19 protein-coding genes and 2 pseudogenes are annotated in these 20,035 nt (G+C 68.9%); 17 read left to right on the top strand and 4 right to left on the bottom strand.

The annotated features are described in order from the left end of the window. The 11 genes and pseudogenes from HCN51_RS40715 to HCN51_RS40765 all read left to right on the top strand — a co-directional run. Positions 1-232 (top strand): annotated as a pseudogene (locus HCN51_RS40715) (ATP-binding protein); the annotation flags it as partial. 57 nt (positions 233-289) lie between these two features. Then, positions 290-1,843, top strand: a complete 1,554-nt coding sequence (ffh, locus tag HCN51_RS40720) for a signal recognition particle protein (protein ID WP_080042342.1) — start codon at positions 290-292, stop codon at positions 1,841-1,843. A gap of 233 nt (positions 1,844-2,076) precedes the next feature. Then, entirely contained in the window at positions 2,077-2,517 is a 441-nt protein-coding gene (gene rpsP / locus HCN51_RS40725) for a 30S ribosomal protein S16 (protein WP_080042341.1), read from the top strand. A 1-nt stretch (position 2,518) separates the two neighbouring features. Continuing rightward, a complete protein-coding gene (locus HCN51_RS40730; protein ID WP_043634919.1) occupies positions 2,519-2,764 on the top strand; it encodes an RNA-binding protein in 246 nt (81 codons plus the stop codon). Between the two features lie 69 nt (positions 2,765-2,833). Continuing rightward, positions 2,834-3,334, top strand: a complete 501-nt coding sequence (gene rimM, locus HCN51_RS40735) for a ribosome maturation factor RimM (RefSeq protein ID WP_168017389.1) — start codon at positions 2,834-2,836, stop codon at positions 3,332-3,334. Then, positions 3,334-4,089, top strand: a pseudogene (gene trmD / locus HCN51_RS40740) (tRNA (guanosine(37)-N1)-methyltransferase TrmD); the annotation flags it as partial. The gene rimM and the pseudogene trmD, both read left to right, overlap by 1 nt. Before the next feature lie 280 nt (positions 4,090-4,369). Further along, a complete protein-coding gene (gene rplS / locus HCN51_RS40745; RefSeq protein WP_080042338.1) occupies positions 4,370-4,732 on the top strand; it encodes a 50S ribosomal protein L19 in 363 nt (120 codons plus the stop codon). A gap of 143 nt (positions 4,733-4,875) precedes the next feature. After that, entirely contained in the window at positions 4,876-5,736 is an 861-nt protein-coding gene (lepB, locus tag HCN51_RS40750; RefSeq protein WP_168017391.1) for a signal peptidase I, read from the top strand. Further along, positions 5,736-6,329, top strand: coding sequence for a signal peptidase I (gene lepB / locus HCN51_RS40755; RefSeq protein WP_080042336.1), 594 nt, complete (start codon positions 5,736-5,738; stop codon positions 6,327-6,329). The genes lepB (HCN51_RS40750) and lepB (HCN51_RS40755) overlap by 1 nt, the downstream gene beginning before the upstream one ends. Before the next feature lie 52 nt (positions 6,330-6,381). Then, positions 6,382-7,050 (top strand): ribonuclease HII, encoded by a 669-nt coding sequence (locus tag HCN51_RS40760; protein WP_080042335.1) that lies wholly within the window; start codon positions 6,382-6,384, stop codon positions 7,048-7,050. A gap of 39 nt (positions 7,051-7,089) precedes the next feature. Then, positions 7,090-7,413, top strand: coding sequence for a DUF2469 domain-containing protein (locus HCN51_RS40765; RefSeq protein WP_026215037.1), 324 nt, complete (start codon positions 7,090-7,092; stop codon positions 7,411-7,413). Positions 7,414-8,038: 625 nt separating this feature from the next. Here the strand turns inward: HCN51_RS40765 and HCN51_RS40770 are convergent. Then, complete coding sequence (locus tag HCN51_RS40770; RefSeq protein ID WP_168017392.1) at positions 8,039-8,215, bottom strand: hypothetical protein; 177 nt, start codon at positions 8,213-8,215, stop codon at positions 8,039-8,041. A gap of 119 nt (positions 8,216-8,334) precedes the next feature. On the opposite strand from HCN51_RS40770, the gene HCN51_RS40775 reads away from it, so the two are divergent. The 4 genes from HCN51_RS40775 (at position 8,335) to HCN51_RS40790 (ending at position 13,908) form a co-directional block, all read left to right on the top strand. Further along, positions 8,335-8,694 (top strand): YraN family protein, encoded by a 360-nt coding sequence (locus HCN51_RS40775; protein WP_080042334.1) that lies wholly within the window; start codon positions 8,335-8,337, stop codon positions 8,692-8,694. Further along, positions 8,695-10,227, top strand: coding sequence for a YifB family Mg chelatase-like AAA ATPase (locus HCN51_RS40780; protein WP_168017393.1), 1,533 nt, complete (start codon positions 8,695-8,697; stop codon positions 10,225-10,227). A 590-nt stretch (positions 10,228-10,817) separates the two neighbouring features. Beyond that, a complete protein-coding gene (gene dprA, locus HCN51_RS40785) occupies positions 10,818-12,029 on the top strand; it encodes a DNA-processing protein DprA (RefSeq protein ID WP_240973775.1) in 1,212 nt (403 codons plus the stop codon). A 997-nt stretch (positions 12,030-13,026) separates the two neighbouring features. Continuing rightward, positions 13,027-13,908 carry a tyrosine recombinase XerC gene (locus tag HCN51_RS40790; protein ID WP_346433974.1) on the top strand — a complete coding sequence of 294 codons (882 nt, stop codon included), beginning with the start codon at positions 13,027-13,029 and terminating at the stop codon, positions 13,906-13,908. Between the two features lie 423 nt (positions 13,909-14,331). Here the strand turns inward: HCN51_RS40790 and HCN51_RS63145 are convergent, their stop codons facing one another. Both HCN51_RS63145 and HCN51_RS60340 read right to left on the bottom strand, forming a co-directional pair. Then, positions 14,332-15,876 (bottom strand): M23 family metallopeptidase, encoded by a 1,545-nt coding sequence (locus HCN51_RS63145; protein WP_428981569.1) that lies wholly within the window; start codon positions 15,874-15,876, stop codon positions 14,332-14,334. A gap of 37 nt (positions 15,877-15,913) precedes the next feature. Continuing rightward, a complete protein-coding gene (locus HCN51_RS60340) occupies positions 15,914-16,306 on the bottom strand; it encodes a RodZ family helix-turn-helix domain-containing protein (protein ID WP_168017395.1) in 393 nt (130 codons plus the stop codon). A gap of 375 nt (positions 16,307-16,681) precedes the next feature. On the opposite strand from HCN51_RS60340, the gene HCN51_RS40805 reads away from it, so the two are divergent. Further along, on the top strand, positions 16,682-17,623 hold the full coding sequence (locus tag HCN51_RS40805; RefSeq protein ID WP_168017396.1) for a hypothetical protein: 942 nt from the start codon (positions 16,682-16,684) through the stop codon (positions 17,621-17,623). A gap of 55 nt (positions 17,624-17,678) precedes the next feature. On the opposite strand, the gene HCN51_RS40810 is transcribed toward HCN51_RS40805, so the two are convergent. Continuing rightward, positions 17,679-19,118 carry an MFS transporter gene (locus HCN51_RS40810; protein WP_168017397.1) on the bottom strand — a complete coding sequence of 480 codons (1,440 nt, stop codon included), beginning with the start codon at positions 19,116-19,118 and terminating at the stop codon, positions 17,679-17,681. A 69-nt stretch (positions 19,119-19,187) separates the two neighbouring features. On the opposite strand from HCN51_RS40810, the gene HCN51_RS40815 reads away from it, so the two are divergent. Beyond that, positions 19,188-19,814, top strand: a complete 627-nt coding sequence (locus tag HCN51_RS40815; protein WP_168017398.1) for an ArsR/SmtB family transcription factor — start codon at positions 19,188-19,190, stop codon at positions 19,812-19,814. Positions 19,815-20,035: the final 221 nt, after the last annotated feature.

Below are 20,035 nucleotides of genomic sequence, written 5' to 3' on the forward strand. Positions count from 1 at the left end.
CGCCATCGACTACTTCGAAGAGGCGCAGCTGCCGTTCGTCGTGGGCATCAACGGCTGGGACGGCTCGTACCCGCACAGCGACACCGAGGTGCGCGACGCGCTCACCCTGTCCCCGCACATCCCCATGGTGCGGCTCGACGCCCGCAAGAAGGACTCGGTGAAAAACGTGCTGATCCAGCTCGTCGAGCACGCGCTGACGGTCCGGATGGCCGTGCCAGGCTGGAGCGGCTAGCGGAGCGGATAGGCTGGAGTCTTAGACGTACATTCGCTTCGAGGACTGGCCAACCACGTGTTCGAGACGCTTTCCGACCGGCTGACATCGGTCTTCTCCTCCCTCCGATCCAAGGGGCGGCTGTCCGATGCCGACATCGACGCCACCACCCGTGAGATCCGCATCGCCCTGCTCGAGGCCGATGTCGCGCTGCCGGTGGTCAAGGCGTTCGTCGCTCAGGTCAAGGAGCGCGCCCGCGGTTCCGAGGTCTCCCAGGCGCTGAACCCGGCGCAGCAGGTCGTCAAGATCGTCAATGACGAGCTGATCGGGATCCTCGGCGGCGAGACCCGCAGGCTCCGCTTCGCCAAGACGCCGCCGACCGTCATCATGCTGGCCGGCCTCCAGGGCGCGGGCAAGACGACCCTGGCGGGCAAGCTGGCCAGGTGGCTGCGGGAGCAGGGCCACGCGCCCATGCTCGTCGCCGCCGACCTGCAGCGCCCCAACGCCGTCCAGCAGCTCCAGGTCGTGGGCGAGCGCGCCCAGGTCGCCGTCTTCGCGCCCGAGCCGGGCAGCGGCGTGGGCGACCCGGTCGAGGTCGCCCGCAGGTCGATCGACGAGGCCAGGCGCCTCAACCACGACATCGTCATCATCGACACCGCGGGCCGCCTGGGCATCGACCAGGAGATGATGCGGCAGGCCGCCGACATCCGCGACGCGGTCTCGCCCGACGAGACCCTGTTCGTGGTCGACGCCATGATCGGCCAGGACGCCGTCACCACGGCGCAGGCGTTCATGGAGGGCGTCGGCTTCGACGGCGTGGTGCTGACCAAGCTCGACGGCGACGCCCGCGGCGGCGCGGCCCTGTCGGTGCGGCACATCACCGGCCGGCCCATCATGTTCGCCTCCACCGGCGAGAAGCTGGAAGACTTCGACGCCTTCCATCCCGACCGGATGGCCTCGCGCATCCTCGACATGGGTGACATCCTCACCCTGATCGAGCAGGCCCAGAAGACGTTCGACGAGGAGCAGGCCGCCAAGATGGCCGGCAAGCTCACGTCGGGCGAGAACTTCACGCTCGACGACTTCCTCGAGCAGATGATGATGGTCCAGAAGATGGGCCCGATCAAGAACCTGCTCGGCATGATGCCCGGCATGGGGCAGATGCGCGAGCAGATCAACTCGATCGACGACCGCGACCTTGACCGGATCGCGGCCATCATCCGCTCGATGACCCCCGCCGAGCGGCAGGACCCGAAGATCATCAACGGCTCGCGGCGCGCCCGCATCGCGGCCGGCTCCGGCGTATCAGTAAGCGCGGTGAGCAACCTCGTCACCCGCTTCTTCGACGCCCAGAAGATGATGAAGCGGATGGCCGGCGGCATGGGCATCCCGGGCATGCCCGGCGGCAAGGGCAAGGCCGCCAAGGCGCAGAAGAAGAACAAGAAGGGGCGGCGCGTCAGCGGCGACCCGCGCAAGGCCGCGCTCGGCAAGTCGGGCTCGTCCGACGGTGCCGCGCCCGCCGCGCCCGCACAGGGCGGCGTGCTGGGCAACCTCGGCGGGAAGCTGCCGCCGGGGATCGAGCTGCCGCCCGGCTTCGACCCGTCCAAGCTGCGGCTGCCCGGGCAGAAGTAGGTCACCGGCGGGGTGGTTTCGGGCCACCCCTTGCCGGACCTTTGCGGTGTGCTGTGGTGACAGGTCGTAGGCAGTGCCGTCGATCTGGCACAATGGCATGTTGGAACACCGTGACCAGGTGGGTGCCCTCTCACCTCCCGCCGGCCACGTTTGTCCCTGGAGCGTCATCCCGTCGTGCCCCACTCGGTGGCGATGCCGCTCACCCACGCTCGAATGCAGGAGAGACCACACCCGTGGCAGTCAAGATCAAGCTCAAGCGGCTCGGCATGATCCGCAACGCTCAGTACCGTATCGTCGTCGCCGACAGCCGCACCAAGCGTGACGGCCGGGCGATCGAGGAGATCGGCCTGTACCACCCGAAGGAGAACCCTTCGCGCATCGAGGTCAACGCCGAGCGTGCGGCTTACTGGCTGGGTGTCGGCGCGCAGCCGACCGAGCCGGTGCTCAAGCTGCTCAAGCTCACCGGTGACTGGCAGAAGTTCAAGGGCGAGCCCGCTCCTGAGCCGATGAAGGTCGCCGAGCCCAAGGCCGACCGGCACGCCCTCTACGAGGCCGCGGCCAAGGAGGCGCTGTCCGGTGGCGACACCGGCACGGCCGCCACCACGCCGCGCAAGAGCAAGAAGAAGGACGAGGCCGAGGCCCCCGCCGAGACCCCGTCCGAGGGCGAGGCCTGACGTGCTCGAGGAGGCTCTCGAGCACCTCGTGAAGGGCATCGTCGAACATCCCGACGATGTCCGGGTCCGCGCACGCCGCATTCGCAGCGGGCGCGTCCTGGAGGTCCGGGTGCACCCCGAGGACCTGGGCAAGGTCATCGGACGCGGCGGGCGCACCGCCAAGGCGCTGCGCACGGTCGTGAACGCCCTGGCCGACGGGAAGTACGTACGGGTCGATCTGCTCGACCTGCACGAAGCAGTCCGTTAGCGTCAGGTTTGCGCGCCCTCATCGGCTTCGTTCCGATGGGGGCGCTCTGCGTAGAAAGAGGTTTTTCACGTGCAGCTGGTCGTCGGCCGGATAGGCCGTCCGCACGGGGTACGCGGTGACGTGACCGTGGAGGTGCGCACCGACGATCCCGAGCTGCGCTTCGCCGTCGGCACGCCCGTCGCCACCGACCCCGCCGACCGGGGGCCGCTCGTCGTCACGGGCCGCCGCTGGCACAAGGGCGTGTTGCTGCTGACGTTCGGGGGCGTCACCGACCGCGACGCCGCCGAGGAGCTGCGCGGCACCATGCTCGTCATCGACTCCTCCGAGGTGACGCCGTCCGACGACCCCGACGAGTTCCACGACCACCAGCTCATCGGGCTGGCCGTGGAGACCGTCTCCGGCGAGCCCGTCGGCGAGGTCGAAGACGTGCTGCACCACGGCCAGGACCTGCTCGTGGTGCGCAGGAAGGGCCAGGACGACGCCCTCATCCCGTTCGTGCGGGCGCTGGTGCCCGAGGTGGACGTGGAGGCCGGGCGGCTGGTCGTCGACCCTCCTGAGGGGCTGCTGTGATGCGGCTCGACATCATCTCGATCTTCCCCGAGTACTTCGCGCCGCTCGACGTCTCGCTCATCGGCAAGGCCCGCGAGCGCGGCACCCTCGACGTACGGCTGCACCAGCTGCGCGACTGGGCCCACGACGTGCACAAGACCGTCGACGACACCCCCTACGGCGGGGGGCCCGGCATGGTCATGAAGCCCGAGGTGTGGGGCGAGGCCATCGACGCGGTCACCGAAGGGGGCACCCCCCGCATGATCGTGCCGACGCCCAGCGGGCGGCCGTTCGACCAGGAGCTCGCGCAGGAACTGGCGGGGGAGCCGTGGCTGCTGTTCGCATGCGGCCGCTACGAAGGCATCGACTCCCGGGTCATGCAGGAGTACGCCACGCGGATGCGGGTGGACGAGGTCAGCATCGGCGACTACGTGCTGGCCGGCGGCGAGGTGGCCGTGCTGGTCATGGTGGAGGCCATCGGGCGGCTGCTGCCCGGCGTGCTGGGCAACGCCCAGTCGGCGGTCGACGACTCGTTCGCACCCGGCTCGATGCGGAACCTGGTCGAGGGGCCCGTCTACACCAAGCCGCCCGTGTGGCGGGGGCACGAGGTGCCGGCCGTGCTGCTGTCCGGACATCACGGAAATGTCGCCCGGTGGCGGCGGGATGAGGCCATCCGGCGCACCGTACGCAACCGGCCCGAGCTGGCCGCCGCGCTCGACCCCGCGACGCTCGACAAGCACGACAGGAAGCTGCTCGAAGAGCTCTCGAAGCAGGACGGGAAGCTGAGCGGAGAGCTCCCGGAGCAGGACGGGAAGCTGACCGAAGAGCCCCCGTCGCAGGACGAGAAGCCGCTCGAAGAGCCTGCGTTTCGCCTCCAGTCGGAAGATATGGCAAACTGAATCGCCACCGTCCATCATGCGGTCGGTGTCGCATGCCCCGGAAGCGACCCCGGGGCCCGAGATGGCAAGCGCGTCCGCTGACGTCGCCGCACCCGCCTGCCCGCGGGCGTGGCCGAGCGGACCTCCGCCCGCCCACGAACTTTGAGGAATGACTCTCATGCACACGAAGATCCAGGAGCTCGAGAAGGCGACCCTGCGCGGCGACGTGCCGGCGTTCCGCCCCGGTGACACCCTCGAGGTTCACGTCCGCGTCGTCGAAGGAAACCGCTCCCGCATCCAGGTCTTCAAGGGCTTCGTGCTGCGCCGCCAGGGCAGCGGTGCCCGCGAGACCTTCACGGTCCGCAAGGTCAGCTACGGCGTCGGCGTCGAGCGCACCTTCCCGGTGCACAGCCCCGTCATCGAGAAGATCGTGCTCGTGACCCGCGGCGACGTCCGTCGTGCCAAGCTCTACTACATGCGCGACCTGCGCGGCAAGGCCGCCCGCATCCGCGAGAAGCGCGAGACGACGGCCGCCAAGTAACCAGGCGATCCTTCCGAATGGCCCGCGCCTTCGCGCGGGCCATTCGGCTTTACAGGGGCGTTTCCTTTATGTGGAGCGACTCGTGCACGGTGTAACGTCGGTCGAGGCCTGTCGAGCCGACACATCATCTAGGCTCGTCAGCGATGACTAGCGAAAGCCAGGAGCACGGCGCGGCGCGCCGCCCTGTCGAGGACGAGGTGGACGTGGTCGCCGAAGAGACTCAGAAGCCGGCCAAGGGCGAAAAAAAGGAGAAGAAGGGGTCGTTCTGGAAAGAGCTGCCCGTTCTCATCGTCGTAGCCCTGGTGCTGGCCCTGATCATCAAGACGTTCGTGGTGCAGGCCTTCTACATTCCGTCGGAATCGATGGAGAACACCCTGCTCACCAACGACAGGGTCCTGGTCAACAAACTCGTCTACCACACCCGCGACATCGAGCGCGGAGACGTCGTGGTCTTCTCGGGCGTCGACTCCTGGGACGGCGAGTTCCAGATGGCCGAGCCGTCCAACGTGGTCGAAGGCTTCTTCCGGTGGGTCGGCACCGCGTTCGGCATCATCCCCGGCGAGAAGGACTACATCAAGCGGGTCATCGGCGTCGGCGGCGACCACGTCAAGTGCTGCGACTCCAAAGGACGCATCACCGTCAACGGCACGCCCATCGACGAGGAGAGCTACCTCTACCCCGGCGACAAGCCGTCCGACGAGTTCTTCGACATCACAGTGCCGCAGGGGCGGCTGTGGGTCATGGGCGACCACCGATCGGTCTCGCTCGACTCCCGCTCGCACACCGGCGACCCCGGCGGCGGATCGATCCCCGAGGGCCAGGTCATCGGGCGGGCCTTCGTGATCGTCTGGCCGTTCAACCGCTTCGACACGATCGACATCCCCGACACCTTCGCGCAGCCGGCGCTGCACGCGATGGGCGGCACACCGGTGCCGCTGGCCGCCGGGTTCGGCCTGGCCGTACCCTTGGTGCTGGTCCGTCGGCGCCTGCGGAGGAGGCGCTGATGGCCGACACCAAGAAGGCGGAGGGCGTGGCGAAAGAGAAGAAGAAGGGCGGTTTCCGGGAAACCGTACTGCTGCTCGTGCTGGGCGTCGGCATCGCGCTGCTGCTCCAGGCGTTCGTCGTCGGGTCGTTCTACATCCCGTCGGTCTCGATGGAGAACACCCTGCTCGTCAACGACCGGGTCTTCGTCAACAAGCTCGCGGGCAAGCCCGAGCGCGGCGACATCGTGGTCTTCAAGGGCTGGAACGGCGAGGACACGATCAAGCGGGTCATCGGCATCGGCGGCGACAAGGTGGTGTGCTGCGACAAGCAGAAGCGCATCACCGTCAACGGCACGCCGCTCGACGAGAAGTCCTACCTCTACCCCGACGATTTCGCTTCTGGCGATGACTTCAACGTCACCGTGCCCGCCGGGAAGCTCTGGCTGATGGGCGACCACCGCAGCGCCTCGGCCGACTCCAGGGCCCACATGGAGGAGCCCGGAGGCGGCTTCATCTCGGAGAACGACGTGATCGGCAAGGCCGTGCTGCGCTACTGGCCGCTGTCGCGGGGCTATCTCTTCTCCCGTCCCGACATTTTCGACAAGGTCAAGTAGAGCCCGCTTCCGGTCGCGGTATGCGGCGAATGGGGCGTACGCTGCCAGTGTCATGACAGTTGCGTTCCGCCCTCGACCGAGCGTCGTCCGGCGCGATTCCGGACTCTACGCCTATGAGCGGGCGCTGGCCCGCCGCGGCCTCACCCCCATCGCGGGCGTCGACGAGGCCGGTCGCGGCGCGTGCGCCGGGCCCCTCGTGGTCGCCGCCGTCGTCCTGCGCAAGCAGATCGACGGCCTCGGCGACTCGAAACTGCTGACCCCGATCGTGCGCGAACGCCTCTACGACCAGATCGTCCGCGCCGCGCACGTGGGGCTGGTGATCATCCCGCCGGGGGAGATCGACGCCAAAGGTCTGCACAAGTCCAACGTCTCGGGAATGCGGCGAGCGGTCGCGCAGTTGCCCTGTGACCCGGAGTACATCCTGACGGACGGCTTCCCCGTCCCGGGGCTCCCGGCGCCGTCGCTGGCCGTGTGGAAGGGGGACCAGGTGGCCGCGTGCGTGGCGGCCGCGTCGATCGTGGCCAAAGTGACCAGGGACCGGTTGATGGTCACGCTCGACGAGCGCTACCCGCAGTACGGCTTCGCCGAACACAAGGGGTATGTCACACCAGGACACCGGCTCGCGCTCGCAACGCACGGGCCATGTCCTGATCACCGCTACTCCTTCGTCACGGTGGCGAGGGAGATGGGTGAAAATGAAATGGGGGCCGGGGTTGCCTGAGCAGGCGAACCGGGGGACCGGTACGACAGGAGGACCGCGATGAGCGCAGAGGATCTCGAAAAGTACGAAACCGAGATGGAGCTGCAGCTTTACCGCGAATACCGTGATGTCGTCGGTTTGTTCACGTACGTGGTGGAGACTGAGCGGCGGTTCTATCTGACCAACTCGGTCGATCTCGACGTCCGCACCGCCGAGAACGGCGACGTCTTCTTCGATGTGAAGATGCAGGACGCTTGGGTGTGGGACATGTATCGGCCGGCGCGGTTCGTCAAGAACGTGCGGGTGGTCACGTTCAAGGATGTGAACGTGGAGGAACTGGCCAAGGCAGACCTCGAGATGCCCAAGGAAGGGTTCTCCGGGTAGGGGGCTTTTTAGGGTGCCGGGTGGGCGGGCTCGGGGGGTGAAAGAGCCCGCCTGAGCCCGCCCGCGCTTTTCCCATCCGTCGACTCCTTGGTGCTGCCTTCCGCTTCCGCACCTGCCTTCCGCTTCCGCACCTGCCCTCCGGTTTCGTGCCTGGGCTCGCTTTCGCACCTGCGCCTGCTTCCACACCCTGCGCTCGCTTCGGCACCTGCGCCTGCCTACGCGCCTGCGCTTGCTTCGGCATCTGCACCTGCGCCCGCTCCCTCGCCCAGGCCTCGCGTGCCCTACGTCCCCTGCCGCGCCCGCATCCCTCTCTCGCCCGCTCCCGTGCCTGCATCTCTCCCGCGCAGTGCCTGTGCCCCTCCCGCGCCCCGCTCGCGCGTGCCTTCCGCCGCTGCCACGCCCTTCCGCGTTCGCCCCTGCCGCCCGTTCTCGCGCCTTGCCCGTTTCCACGCTTGGGCCCGCGCCCGCGCTCCCCACACCAGTCGCCTTGCGCTCCCCGCGCTCCCCGGGCCTGCTGCCTTTCACTTCCGCGCCTGCGTCGCTCCCACGCTTGGAGTTTGCTCGCCCCCAGCCCTTTCCCGCCGCTCGCGTACAACGTCCCGCTGCGTCTGAAAGGCCGGCCCCCTCACATGACCCCAACCCCGAGCACACGCCTGATCTCGTCCAGTGAGCCAACGATGCGCAGCGAAGCGTCCCGGATCATCCACAGCCCTCCATCAGCCTGCACTTCCTCATCCACAGCCTTCATCACCCCGCACACGCTCATGCACAGCCCTTTACCGCCCCACTCCCCTTCATCCACAGAACCCCGTTCGGCCTCTCAGCAACCACCCCGCATCCGCGAAGGTCATGCCCGGACCCAGGACCGGCACCCCGCCCGACCCCAGGGCCCAGACCCGACCAACCAGACGGAGGTGGCGCATGGCCAAGGAAAGCAAGCAAGAGCTCGGCAAACGCGGCGAACAGGCAGCCGCGACCTATCTGGAGGCCGAGGGCATGAGGGTGCTCGAACGCAACTGGCGTTGCCGCCACGGCGAGATCGACATCCTCGCCGAGGAAGGCCCCACCCTTGTCGTGGTAGAGGTCAAGACCAGGTCGGGCAGGTCCCACGGCACAGCGCTGGAGTCGGTGACCCCCGCCAAGCTGGCCAGGCTGCGCATGCTCGCCGCCAAATGGCTCTCGGGCCAATCCCGCACGTTCGAGTCGGTGCGTGTGGACGTGATCGCGCTGGAGCGCTTCGCCGGAGACCTCGCCCTCCACCATGTACGGGGGGCGATCTGAATGGCGGTGGCCCGTACGCGCAGCGTGGCCCTGGTTGGGGTCGCGGGCCGCACCGTCGAGGTCGAGGCCGACGTGGGCAACGGCCTGGCCGGCATCCACCTCATCGGTCTGCCTGACACGGCGCTCAGCGAGGCCCGCGACCGCGTCCGCTCAGCGATGGTCAACAGCAACTATCCGTGGCCCGACGCCCGCATCATCGTCAGCCTCTTCCCGGCCAGCCTGCCGAAACGGGGCTCGCAGTTCGACCTGGCGATAGCGGTGGCGATCCTGGGGGCGGCGGGGGTGGTCCCGGCCGAGCGCATCGCGGAGCCGTTCTTCCTGGGGGAGCTCGGCCTTGACGGCCGCATCAGAGCCGTACGCGGCGTGCTCCCCTCCGTCCTGGGCGCGGCGAAGCACGGTGACGTGACGGTCGTGGTCCCGTCCGGGAACTCCGCCGAGGCGGTCCTGGTGCCCGACGTGAAGGTGATCCCGGTCGCAGACCTGCGCCAGCTCGTCGAGTGGCTGCGCAAGGGCGACGAGCCGCCCAGCGTCGAGCTGGAGGAGTACGCCGAGCCGCCCAAGAGCACCGTTTCGCCCGACGTCGACCTGGCGGACGTCGTCGGCCAGCCGGTCGCCCGCCGAGCCCTCGAGGTGTGCGCCGCCGGTGGCCACAACCTGTGGATGCTCGGCCCCCCGGGCACCGGCAAGACCATGCTGGCCGAGCGCCTCCCCACGCTCCTGCCTGATCTGGAGCTCGACCACGCCCTGGAGGTCACCGCCATCCACTCGGTGGCAGGCGCCCTGCCGCCTAATGCGCCGATGATGAGCCGGCCTCCGTTCGTCAGTCCGCACCACACGGCGACGGCCGCCGCGATCATCGGTGGCGGCAGCACGATCGTCCGGCCGGGAGCCGTCTCCCTGGCCCACAGAGGCGTGCTGTTCATGGACGAGGCCCCGGAGTTCCCGAGGCATGTCCTCGACGCGCTGAGACAGCCCTTGGAGTCCGGCCGGGTGACGGTGTCGAGGTCCGCGGGGTCGGTCACGTTCCCGGCCAGGTTCATGCTCATCCTGGCGGCCAACCCGTGCCCCTGCGCCCAGGCGGAGGATCAGGGGGAGACCTGCAAATGCTCTCCCACGATCAGGCGCCGCTATCTGGGCCGCCTGTCCGGCCCGCTGCTCGACCGCATCGACATGAAGGTCACCGTGGCCCGCTCGTCCCGCCGCGAGCTCCTGGCCGACCGCCAGTTCGTGGAGACCAGCAAGACGGTGGCCGAACGCGTCCTGGTGGCCCGCGAGCGAGCCGCCAAACGCCTGGCGGGCACGCCCTGGCGCTCCAACGCGGAGGTGCCGTCCTCCCTCCTCCACGCCGACTATCGCCCCTCCGACGAGGCCATGCACCCCATGACGGCCTGCCTCGACGCGGGCACCCTCACGGCCCGCGGCCTCGACCGCGTCGTACGAGTGGCCTGGACCCTCGCCGACCTGGCCGACAAAGACACCCCAGGCCAGGACGAAACCAACACCGCCCTCGGCTTCTGGCTCGGAGTGAGGTGACCGCCCCGCCCAGGAGCAACCGCAATCACACCCCTCACCCCACGGAAACCCATCTTCAGGAGGCCTCCTTGCCTGCCACTCCTCCCGCAACCGCAGAACCCGACAGACCATCCCTGATCACCATGGCGCACGCCGATCAAACCCCCAACAACGCCGCCTCCTCCGACCCCTTCGCACCTGGCACTTCGTCATCACAGGCGAGCACGTCCTCACCCGCGCCGGCACTCACGCCTACACCCATGCCCGTGAGCAGAGCAGGCCCCGCCTCCGGAGCCGCACCAGCGACCAGCCCGCTCGGCCCAAGGACCAGCCCACTCGGCCCAAGGACCAGCCCACTCGGCCCAAGGACCATCCCGCTCGGTCCAGGGACCCCTCCGCCCATTCCAGGCACGAACTCGCCCGATCCAGCGACCAGCCGTCCCCATCCAGTAACCGGCCCGCCCGATGAACAGACAAGGATCCACCACTCCACGCCCAGAGCCGCGGGAAGCCGAACCCAGCCCGGAGCATCACAAGCGGCCAGAGACAGAGACAAGGAGACCGAGGCGAGGGCCGCCCTCATGCGGGCCGCCGACGTCGGAGACACCCTCATGGGCAGCCTCGTGGCCCAGTACGGCGCCCCGCACGCGGTGGAGTGCATCCGCGCCCGCACCCTGCCGCCAGAGTTCGCAGCCAGACAGGCCCAGCAGGAACGCCCCCCGAACCTCACCTCCGCCCTGAACGCCTGGTACACCCGCCTGGCAGCCGCCAACCCGGCGGCCGACATCGAGGCCGGCCAGCGTTCGGGAGCCAGGCTGATCATCCCCGGCAGCCCGGAATGGCCCACCCAACTCGACCAATTGGGCCGCAGCCGCCCTCTCGGCCTCTGGGTCCACGGCAACGCGGACCTCCGCTTCTCCTGCCTCAAATCCGTGGCGGTGGTCGGGGCCAGAGCCGCTACCTCGTACGGCTCGCACATCGCGGCCGAGTTCGGCGTCGGTCTCAGCGAGTCGGGCTGGATCGTCGTGTCGGGCGGGGCGTTCGGCGTGGACGGGGCAGCCCACAAGGGCGCGCTGGCCGCCGACGCCCCGACGGTCGTGGTCCTGGCCTGCGGCGTGGACGTCAGCTACCCGAGCGCCCACGAGCCCCTGTTCGCCGAGATCAGGGAGAGGGGCGTGCTGATCAGCGAGTGCCCGCCCGGCGTCCACCCCACCCGAGCCCGCTTCCTCATCCGCAACCGCCTCATCGCCGCCCTGTCCCGGGGCACGGTAGTGGTGGAAGCCGCCATCCGCAGCGGCGCCCTCAACACGGCCACCCATGCCCTGTCCCTGAACAGACACCTGGGAGCGGTCCCGGGCCCCGTCACCTCCGCGATGTCCGCCGGCTGCCACCGACTGCTCCGCGAACGCAAGGCCGTCTGCATCACCTCCCCTGAGGACATGATCGACCTCGTGGGCGCACTGGGCGACGACCTCGCCCCGCAGCTCCGCGCCCCAGCAGTCCCCAGAGACCGGCTCAACGAGCCGACCAGGAGAGTGCTCGACGCCATCCCCACGAGAGGCGGCGCCGGCCCGGCTTCGATCGCGGTGGCGGCCGGCCTGGGCCTGGACACAACGCTGAGCGCCCTGGGCGGCCTGGCAGCCGCCGGCTACATCGAACGCACCTCGAAGGGCTGGCGCCTGCGCAAGCAGACGACCACGTACCGCAAGGCCTCCGACTCCACCGCCCTGGAACCACCCCCCACCCCCGAACCCGACCCCACCGACCTCCCCCCACCCCCAGACGACTACGGCGACCCGCCGAAGGAACCGGCGTACACCTAACCAAGCCAACCCACCTTTCAACCCACCCTCTGAACGTCACCCCTCACACGTGCAGCGCGCCGGCGCGTCTCACGCCTGAACGGCGCGACTCAGACGCGTGGCGCGCCTCACCCGCGAACGCCGCCACTGACACGTGCAGCGCGTGTCATACCTGAACGTCGCCGCTTACGCGCGCAGCACGTCTCACCCCTGAGCGTCACCACTAACACGCGCGGCCTGCTTCGTCCGCGAACGCGACCACCCACGTGCGAAGCTCGCCCCACCTCTGACCCGCCCAGACGCCCAGGGCGCACCCCACCTGCCAGGACCCAAACAAGACCAAGGCAACAAACCCATCACCAGGGCGACGATCGAGCCATTGCGGTGCTTCAACGCGCATCGGCGGCCCCTGGAATCGGCCGGCGAGAAAGTAGGGGTCACCGGTGCGCGTTCTGCTCCCGCAGAGCCGCTCTCCAGGCCAAACTGTCATCCGCGGCCATCGTTCTGCTCTCCTCGGTTCTGTACAAGCCCTCCAAGGATCAAGCGATGGCCGTCACCATTTCAGGCGGTTTCGCCCCCGAGATTTGAACGACTGGCCTCTCCTGCCAGCGCCTTCACGCGGTAGCCCGTCGTTCGGCTGGCCACCTACGTATGCCGGTACGGCGGGTGGGGCCGACCGCGACAACCGGCAGGTCGGCTCGGCCCGACGCGTGTGGCCGGACGCCAATTGGATGACGCGGAGGGCGAATGGCGGGCGTCTCAAACAGGCTCGGTCTTCGCCGGCGAATCAGCATCCTCGGCAGCTCGAGATGATGACCGCGCCTGGCCGCATGATGACCGGTGAGCACGCGCTGTGTGCGGGCGTCAAAGGCATGCTGCAGGACCGGTCCGAAGGGGACGCCGCGCGGGTGCTCGTCGTGGGCGCAGCATGGGAGGCAATGGGGTTGGCCTGGGTGGGTGACGCTTGGGCATGCTGCTGGGCAGGGGTCGTGGGGCGGATTCTGGAAGGGAGATCGGTGTGGATCGGGAAGAGGTTGTTCGTGAGTTCGAGCGGTATTTGCGGCTTGAACGTGATCTTTCTCCGCATACGGTGCGGGCCTACCTGACTGATGTGAACTCGCTGCTTGATCACACCGGTGGTGACGTCGAAGGGCTGGATATCGGGGTGCTGAGGGAGTGGCTGGCGGGGCAGCATGCGGCGGGGAAGGCGCGGGCCACTCTGGCGCGCCGGACTGCCTGTGCCCGTACCTTCACCGCTTACTGCCATCGCCGGGGGTGGCTGCAGACCGACCCGGGGTTGTTGCTGGGTAGCGCCAAGTCGCCTCGGACGTTGCCTTCTGTGCTTGACCAGCGGCAGGCTGAGGCTGTGCTGGAGGCGCCGGCTACCGGGGATCCCAAGGAGTTGCGGGATCAGGCGCTTCTGGAGTTGTTGTACGCCACGGGCGTGCGGGTGAGTGAGCTGTGCGCGCTCGATGTCGATGACGTCGATCGTGAGCGGAACATCATCAGAGTGCTGGGGAAGGGGCGTAAGGAGCGTTCGGTGCCGTTCGGGGTGCCCGCGCTGCGGGCGTTGGATCGGTGGTGCATCCATGGGCGACCGCTGTGGATGCGGGCTGGGTCGGGGCCGGCGCTCTTTCTCGGGGTACGAGGTGGTCGCATCGATGCGGGGACCGTGCGGCGAGTCGTGCATGCGCGGTTGGCCCAGGTGGAAGGGGCACCGGACATGGGGCCGCATGGGTTGCGGCACAGTGCGGCGACGCATCTGCTCGAAGGTGGGGCCGATCTTCGTAGTGTTCAGGAGTTGCTCGGGCATGCGTCTTTGAACACCACGCAGATTTACACGCATGTGTCGATCGAGCGGTTGCGGGCGGCGTATCGGCAGGCGCATCCGAGGGCGTGATCAGCCCATGAGTTTGTTTCCGGGCCTGTTCGTCGTGGGTGGGGTGGGGGTGGGTGTTGGGCTGGGTCGAGGTGGCGGGCCGAGGTGGGTTGAACTGGGTTCGGGGGTAGCGAGCGGGGTTGGCTTGCGATCCAGGCGTGGGGGGTCGGCGGGCAAGCCTTGTGACGCAGACTGGCTTGGGTGGTCGGCTGCATGGGCTTGTGAAGCGGGCGTGGCGATCCGAGGAGCGGGGCTTCTCATGCGGGTGTAGGCCGTCCTCTCTCGGTGGCGTTGGGCTTGCGAACGTAAGCCTGGATGGCTGGCGGCGTGGCTGTGAAGCGGGCGTGAGGGCCCGCAGGGGGCTTGTGGCGGGTGTCGGTGGTCCTGGGGCTTGGACGGCGGCGAGGGCTCAACGCGGCGTGGGCGAGGAGTGGGGAGAGGGGCTCAGCGCGGCATGGGCGTGGTTGGGGGGTGGGGGTTCTGGTTGCGGTTGCGGTTTCTGCTTCTGGGATGGCGTCGGGGGCGGCGGTGTTGGCCCTTCGTACGGCTGTGTGGGCTTGGGCGGGCGTGGCGTCGTCTGCGGTGGCTGCGGCTCAGAGCGGTGATCAGAAGGAGCGTTGTCATCAGGGCGGAGAGACCGATCACGGCTACGGCGAGTTGGGAGGAAGTGCTGCGTCTCAGCGTCTGGAACGCGACTTGCCAGAGGGGAAGGGGCTCCGGGGGTGCGGTGGGGCAGGGAAGGGCGGGTGGGAGCGGAGGGTCGCCCTTCGGGGTCGAGATCGGGGTGGAGATCAGGCTGCAGCTGGAGTCGAGGCGAGGACTGAGGTTGGGGCTAGAGGCGGAGTTCGGCCGGGAGCTGAGGTTGAGGGCGGAAGCGGTGTCCATACGGGGGGTGAGGTAAAGGGCGGAGGCGGAGCTCCCCTGAGGGCTGGGGTTGACGGTGGAGGCGGTGCTCCGGCGGGGGCTGAGGTTACGGGTGGAGATGGAGCATGGGGTGGTGGCGCATGCAGTAGGGGCAGTGGTCGTGGGTTGCTTCGCTAGGGCGGGCGTGATGGTGAGTGCTGTCGATGGCGGTGGGGTGGCGGGCGTGTGCATGGCCGCTTGGGCGGAGCGCTCCACCAGCGTGCACATGGTCGGCCTGACGGGGGCGAGGGCGGTTGCAGGTGTCGTTGCGGCTGTGGTTGCTGCTGCGGCCGGGAGTGCGGCTGCAGTGGCTGCTTGAGCGGTGGGGGCGGGGACGTTTGTTGTGGCGGGAGAGTAAGGGGCTGATGGGGTGGTACTGCCGGGAGGGGTGTGGGCTGGCGTGGAGGTGCGGGTGTCAGGCGGTGGGGGCCAGAACGGCAGGAGTCGGGTGGGGGCGTGGCCCAGGAGTTGCAAGGGGTTGAGGTAGGTGGTGGTGCGGCGCAGGCCCCAGTGGAGGCAGGACTCCTCGCAGTGGTGGTTCGAGGGTTCTACGACGCCGAGTTCGGTGCCTGACATGACAGGTTGGCCTCGGTGTACTGAGGCGGTGACCGGGAGGTAGGTCGTGCGTAGGCCGCCTTCGTGGTCGATGGTTACGACGCCCTTACCGCCTACTGGGCCGGCGAAGCGGATCGTGCCTGGTCCTGCTGCCAGGACTGGGGTGTTCGCTGGGGCGGCGAGGTCGATGCCGCGATGGCCGGCCAGCCATCGCTCCGGTGGTGGGGTGAAGCGGCGCAGGATTCTGGGGGTGCCGTCGAGGGGCCAGCGCCAGGCAGCAGGAGAGGCCCTGGCTGGGGGAACCGGGGTGGTGGACAGGATCAGGGTTGTGAGGACGAGCAGCTTCCAGGTGGTGGAGGTGGCTTTTCTTCGGGCTTTTGATGGGGACTGTGGGGTGGAAGTTTCGGGTTCCGGTGGGCGGGATGTCGGTGCGAGTGTTGGCGTCGGGGTTCGCGCTGGGCGGCATGTCGGTGGGGGTATTGGCGGGGTTTGCGCTGGGTGGGCTGTCGCCCGTGATGGTGGCGCGGCTATCGCTGGGTGGGCTGTCGCCGGCGATGGCGGCGAGGCTTTAGATGAGTGGGTTGACGCCGGTGGCCGGGTTTTCGGTGGGTGGGCTGTCGCCGGTGGCCGGGTTTCGGGTGGGTGGGTTGACGCCGGTGGCCGGGTTTTCGGTGAGCGGGTTGACGCTGGTGGCTGAGTTTTCGGTGGGCTGGTTGTCGCCAGCGGCGGTGCCGGGGTTGGTGGGCGCAGTTTGCGGGATGGTGTCGTTGGATGGCGTGCTGCGCGGGGGCTGGCGGGCGGTGTAAGCATGGTCGAAGTTTGGCGAGGGCGGTGAGGGGCGGGAGAGGGCGAACGCCGTTCTGTGGATGGGGTTGATGAAGGGTGGCAGGGCTGTGGATGAGTGGCCGTGCGGAGCGGTGGGGGCAGCGTGTGGGGGTGTGAGCTGCGAAGCGATGGTCACCGTGGTGGCTGTACGGACGGCGGCGGGGGTGAGTGCTTCGTAGAGGGAGAGTTAGGACGGGGGATCGCTGTATTGGGGGCGCGTCGTCGCCAGCTCGCTCAAGGGCGGGGGAAGCGCTTGGCCGCGTTGTTGTGTGCTGCTGTGGTTCTGGGGGCGGGGTGTGCTGTGGGGCCGGAGAGTGTGCCTGCGAAGGGCGTTGCCTCTCCCGGCGTTACGGCGGTGGATCCCGTGCCGTCTCCGGTTCGTACGGGTAAAGGGCGGGGGTGGCGGCTTGAGTACGTGGGGGATCGGCGTGGGGTTCGGCTGAAGGCGGTTGCTGCTAGTGGTCCTCGGGATGTGTGGGCGTTGGGCAGTCCGCATGAAGGGGTTGGACCGATGCTGCTGCTGCATTTTGATGGGCGGGGCTGGCGGGAGCGTCCTGCGCCCCCGACGACGTGGGACTCCAAGGACGACAAGAGGTTTCCGGCGCTTGTCGCGACGGGGTCGCGTGACGCGTGGGTCTTCGCTGCCACCGCTGCCCTGAGCGCGCATCACTGGGACGGTGAGCGCTGGAGCCCCGTTGTGCTGCCGGACATGGACTACGACGTGGGTGAGCGGGCCGGTGCCGCCGCCCTCGCGGCTGATGACGTGTGGCTGGTGGTCGGGGATCGCGCCGCGCACTGGGACGGCCGGGGCTGGACGGTCATGCGTCTGCCCGCGTGGGCGGAGTCGGTCTCGGCCGTGGCGCCCGATCAGGTGTGGGCGGTCGGTGGTACCGGTCGGCCGCTCGCGCGCGGGCACTCCGCCTCGCAGGCGGCGGCCATGCTTTGGGACGGGCGGTCGTGGCGGCTCGTTCCCGTGCCTGAGGATCGCACGCCTAGCAAGGAGATCAACAGTCAGGGGCGGCCGGACGGCAGCATCCCCTCGATCCGGCTCAGCCAGGTTGTCGCGCACGGGCCCGGGAACGTGTGGGCGATCGGGACCCGCAGGGTGTACGACTACGAGGACGGCAGCAGGAGCAGCACCATCACCCTGCACTGGGACGGTACGGCCTGGAGGCGGGTGGCGGGCTCGGCGTATGCGGGGGCGGCCGGATCCGATGGGGTGGAGGGGGTCGTCCTGGTCGATGGGGATGTCGGCGCTGAGGGAGGGCTGAGCGGGGCTGTCCGGGTCGCGCCTGATGGCAGTCGGACCGAGTTGCCGCCGATGGCCGGGGCGGATCGCAGGCGGGAGGTTGACGTCTCGGCGGTGAGCGCCGTGCCCGGGACGGGGAGGGTTTACGCGGTCGGTCTTATCTATGGCAAGGGCTACGGGCCCATGATCGCCCGTTATCGCTGAGCGGGCCCACGGTTCGTCCGGGTATCGATGCGAGTGAGCTGGTACTGGGAGGGCGTCAGGGCTGGGAATGGCGCTTGGAGTTGATCAGGTGGGAGGTGGACCGGGCGAACGACGGGGTGGGCGCCGAAGCGTCCGAAGCGTCCGGGGTGTTCGGGGTGTGGGGGAGGCGGTTCGGGCGGAGGGGGGAGGTCCAGATCCAGATCGTACTGAGGGCTATGCCTGCGGCGCAGATGAGGATCACGGGGCGCAGGCCCAGCCATTCGGCCAGGAAGCCGCCGGCGAGGCCGCCCAGGGCCAGGACGCCCTGTACCGCGAACGTCGTGGTGGCGTTCACGCGGCCGCGTAGCTCAGGGGCGGTTTCCCTGAGGGTGATCGCGCCCATGCAGGTGGCGAAGGCGACGACGATGCCGCCGGTGATGGTGCTGGTCAGGGCGAGCAGGGCGAGTTTCCACCACAGAGGGCCGGTCAGCAGGCCCACCGCGAGGATCTCGATAGGGAAGAAGATCACCGAGATGAGCAGGACGCGGTTCTCGCCGTAACGCTTGGACAGGCGGGCCGTCAGCCACGCGCCGAGCAGGCCGCCGGCGCCGCTCAGGGCGATGAGGACGCCGATCAGCGCCTTCGGGATGGCGAGCGTGTTGACCATGTAGAGCATGTAGACGGCCGTGTACGCCATGGCGAAGAAGTTGATCGTGACGCCGGCGCCCAGGAGCGCCCGGAGCACCGGGTGCGTGACGCTGGTCCGCAGGCCCTCCACGACGTCGTGCCACATGCTCTGGGACGCCGAAGGGGTGTTGTGCTCCGGCGTTCTGATGCTGCGCAGCAGGAGAGCCGAGGTCAGGAACGCGACCGCCTCGGCCAGCACGGCCAGGGGAGCGGTGAGAAGTTGCACCAGCAGGCCCGCCAGGCCGGGGCCGCTGACCGACGCCACCGAGTAGGAGGCGTGGAAGCCGGCCATGGCCTCCGTCCGCTGGGACGGGTCGACGACCGCCGCCAGGTGGGGGAAGTTCGCGGCCTTGAACAGCACGCCGGCCGTGCCGATGACCAGGGCCACGGCGATCAGCCAGACGACGTTCAGCACGCCGAGGAGCCAGGCGATCGGGATCGTGGCGGCGGCGGCGCAGGAGACGAGCTCGCAGGCGATCATCAGGGGGCGGTGGCGGGTGAGCCGGTCGGCGATCGCCCCCGACTGCAGGCCGAACAGCAGGACCGGGACCGAGGCGGCGGCCGTCAGGATGCCCATCTGCGCGGGGGAGGCGGCCAGCAGGGTGACGGCGGTCAGCGGGATGGCCAGCTTGGAGACCTCCGAGCCGGTGACGGAGATGGTGCGGGCGGTCCAGAGCAGGCGGTAGTCGCGTTGTTCGCGGAGGGGAGGTGGAGAGGAGGATGGAGGCTGGCTTGGCGCTGAGGTGTCGGAGGAGGGTGGGGGCTGGCTCGGGGCTGAGGTGTCGGAGATAGGTGAGAGCTCAGAGGAGTTGTGAAGGGAACGCTTCATAACTATGAAGGTAATCCTTCACAGTTATGAAAGCAATGTTTCAGGTCTCAGGATGGGTACGTTTGGCGCATGACGCAGGACAGAGAGGGGCTCAGTGATCCCAAAGCGATGCGGGCGCTGGCTCACCCGGCGAGGCTGATGATCCTCAACAGGCTCCGGGTCGAGGGCAGTGCGACCGCGACCGAGGTGGCGGAGATCGCGGGCATCACGCCCAGTGCCGCCAGCTACCACCTGCGGATGCTGGCCAAGTACGGGTTCGTGGAGGACGCGCCGCCGCGAGGGGATGGCAGGGAGCGATTGTGGCGGGGTGTGGACAAGCCGCTGAGCGTCGGCGTCCGTCCGGATGATCAGCCGGACGTACGGGCGGCCAAGGTCCTGCTGATCGCGGCCTTGCGGAAGGGCGCGAACGAGGAGGCGGACCGGGCTCTGGCCCAGTCCGACCTGGAGCCCGAGGAGTGGCGGGAGGTGACGCTCTTCAGCCAGCATCGCCTGCGGGTGACCGCCGAGGAGCTCGCCCGGCTCACCCGGGAGATCGAGGGGCTGCTGGAGCCGTACGTCGCGCGGAACCGGAGCGAGCGGGACGCGCCTGAGGGGGCGCGGCTCGTGGAGGCGCAGGTCAACCTGTTCCCGGTCGCGGCGAGGGTGGTTCCGGGGCTGCCCACCGAAGATCATGGCGCTCGCCCGGTCCCCGATTGAGGGCTTGGTGGTGATCTGGGGGTGACTGGTGTTGTGCGTGGTGTTCGGGAGGGGTATGGCTGTTCATGGGAACGGTCGTAGGAGCGGCGAGCTGGTGGGGTGGTCGGGGGATGAGCGGATGGTGGTGCCCGGGTAGGGGTGGATGTCCGTTTGACCGGGGACGGTCAGCCTGGGGCGGTGTGGGAGGTAGACTTTTCGATGGCCTGTGACCACAGGCCGAC

The organism is Nonomuraea composti, from assembly GCF_012034275.1.
In the GTDB taxonomy this organism is placed as follows: domain Bacteria; phylum Actinomycetota; class Actinomycetes; order Streptosporangiales; family Streptosporangiaceae; genus Nonomuraea; species Nonomuraea composti.

Excerpts from the sequence above, each read along its gene's own strand:
- HCN51_RS40805 (WP_168017396.1), top strand. The coding sequence starts at position 16,682 with ATGCTGCTGCTGCATTTTGATGGGCGGGGCTGGCGGGAGCGTCCTGCG.
- HCN51_RS40775 (WP_080042334.1), top strand. The coding sequence starts at position 8,335 with ATGGCCAAGGAAAGCAAGCAAGAGCTCGGCAAACGCGGCGAACAGGCA.
- lepB (WP_168017391.1), top strand. The coding sequence starts at position 4,876 with ATGACTAGCGAAAGCCAGGAGCACGGCGCGGCGCGCCGCCCTGTCGAG.
- HCN51_RS40765 (WP_026215037.1), top strand. The coding sequence starts at position 7,090 with ATGAGCGCAGAGGATCTCGAAAAGTACGAAACCGAGATGGAGCTGCAG.
- HCN51_RS40810 (WP_168017397.1), bottom strand. The coding sequence starts at position 19,118 with ATGAAGCGTTCCCTTCACAACTCCTCTGAGCTCTCACCTATCTCCGAC.
- rplS (WP_080042338.1), top strand. The coding sequence starts at position 4,370 with ATGCACACGAAGATCCAGGAGCTCGAGAAGGCGACCCTGCGCGGCGAC.
- HCN51_RS40780 (WP_168017393.1), top strand. The coding sequence starts at position 8,695 with ATGGCGGTGGCCCGTACGCGCAGCGTGGCCCTGGTTGGGGTCGCGGGC.
- HCN51_RS40815 (WP_168017398.1), top strand. The coding sequence starts at position 19,188 with ATGACGCAGGACAGAGAGGGGCTCAGTGATCCCAAAGCGATGCGGGCG.
- lepB (WP_080042336.1), top strand. The coding sequence starts at position 5,736 with ATGGCCGACACCAAGAAGGCGGAGGGCGTGGCGAAAGAGAAGAAGAAG.
- dprA (WP_240973775.1), top strand. The coding sequence starts at position 10,818 with ATGGGCAGCCTCGTGGCCCAGTACGGCGCCCCGCACGCGGTGGAGTGC.
- HCN51_RS40760 (WP_080042335.1), top strand. The coding sequence starts at position 6,382 with ATGACAGTTGCGTTCCGCCCTCGACCGAGCGTCGTCCGGCGCGATTCC.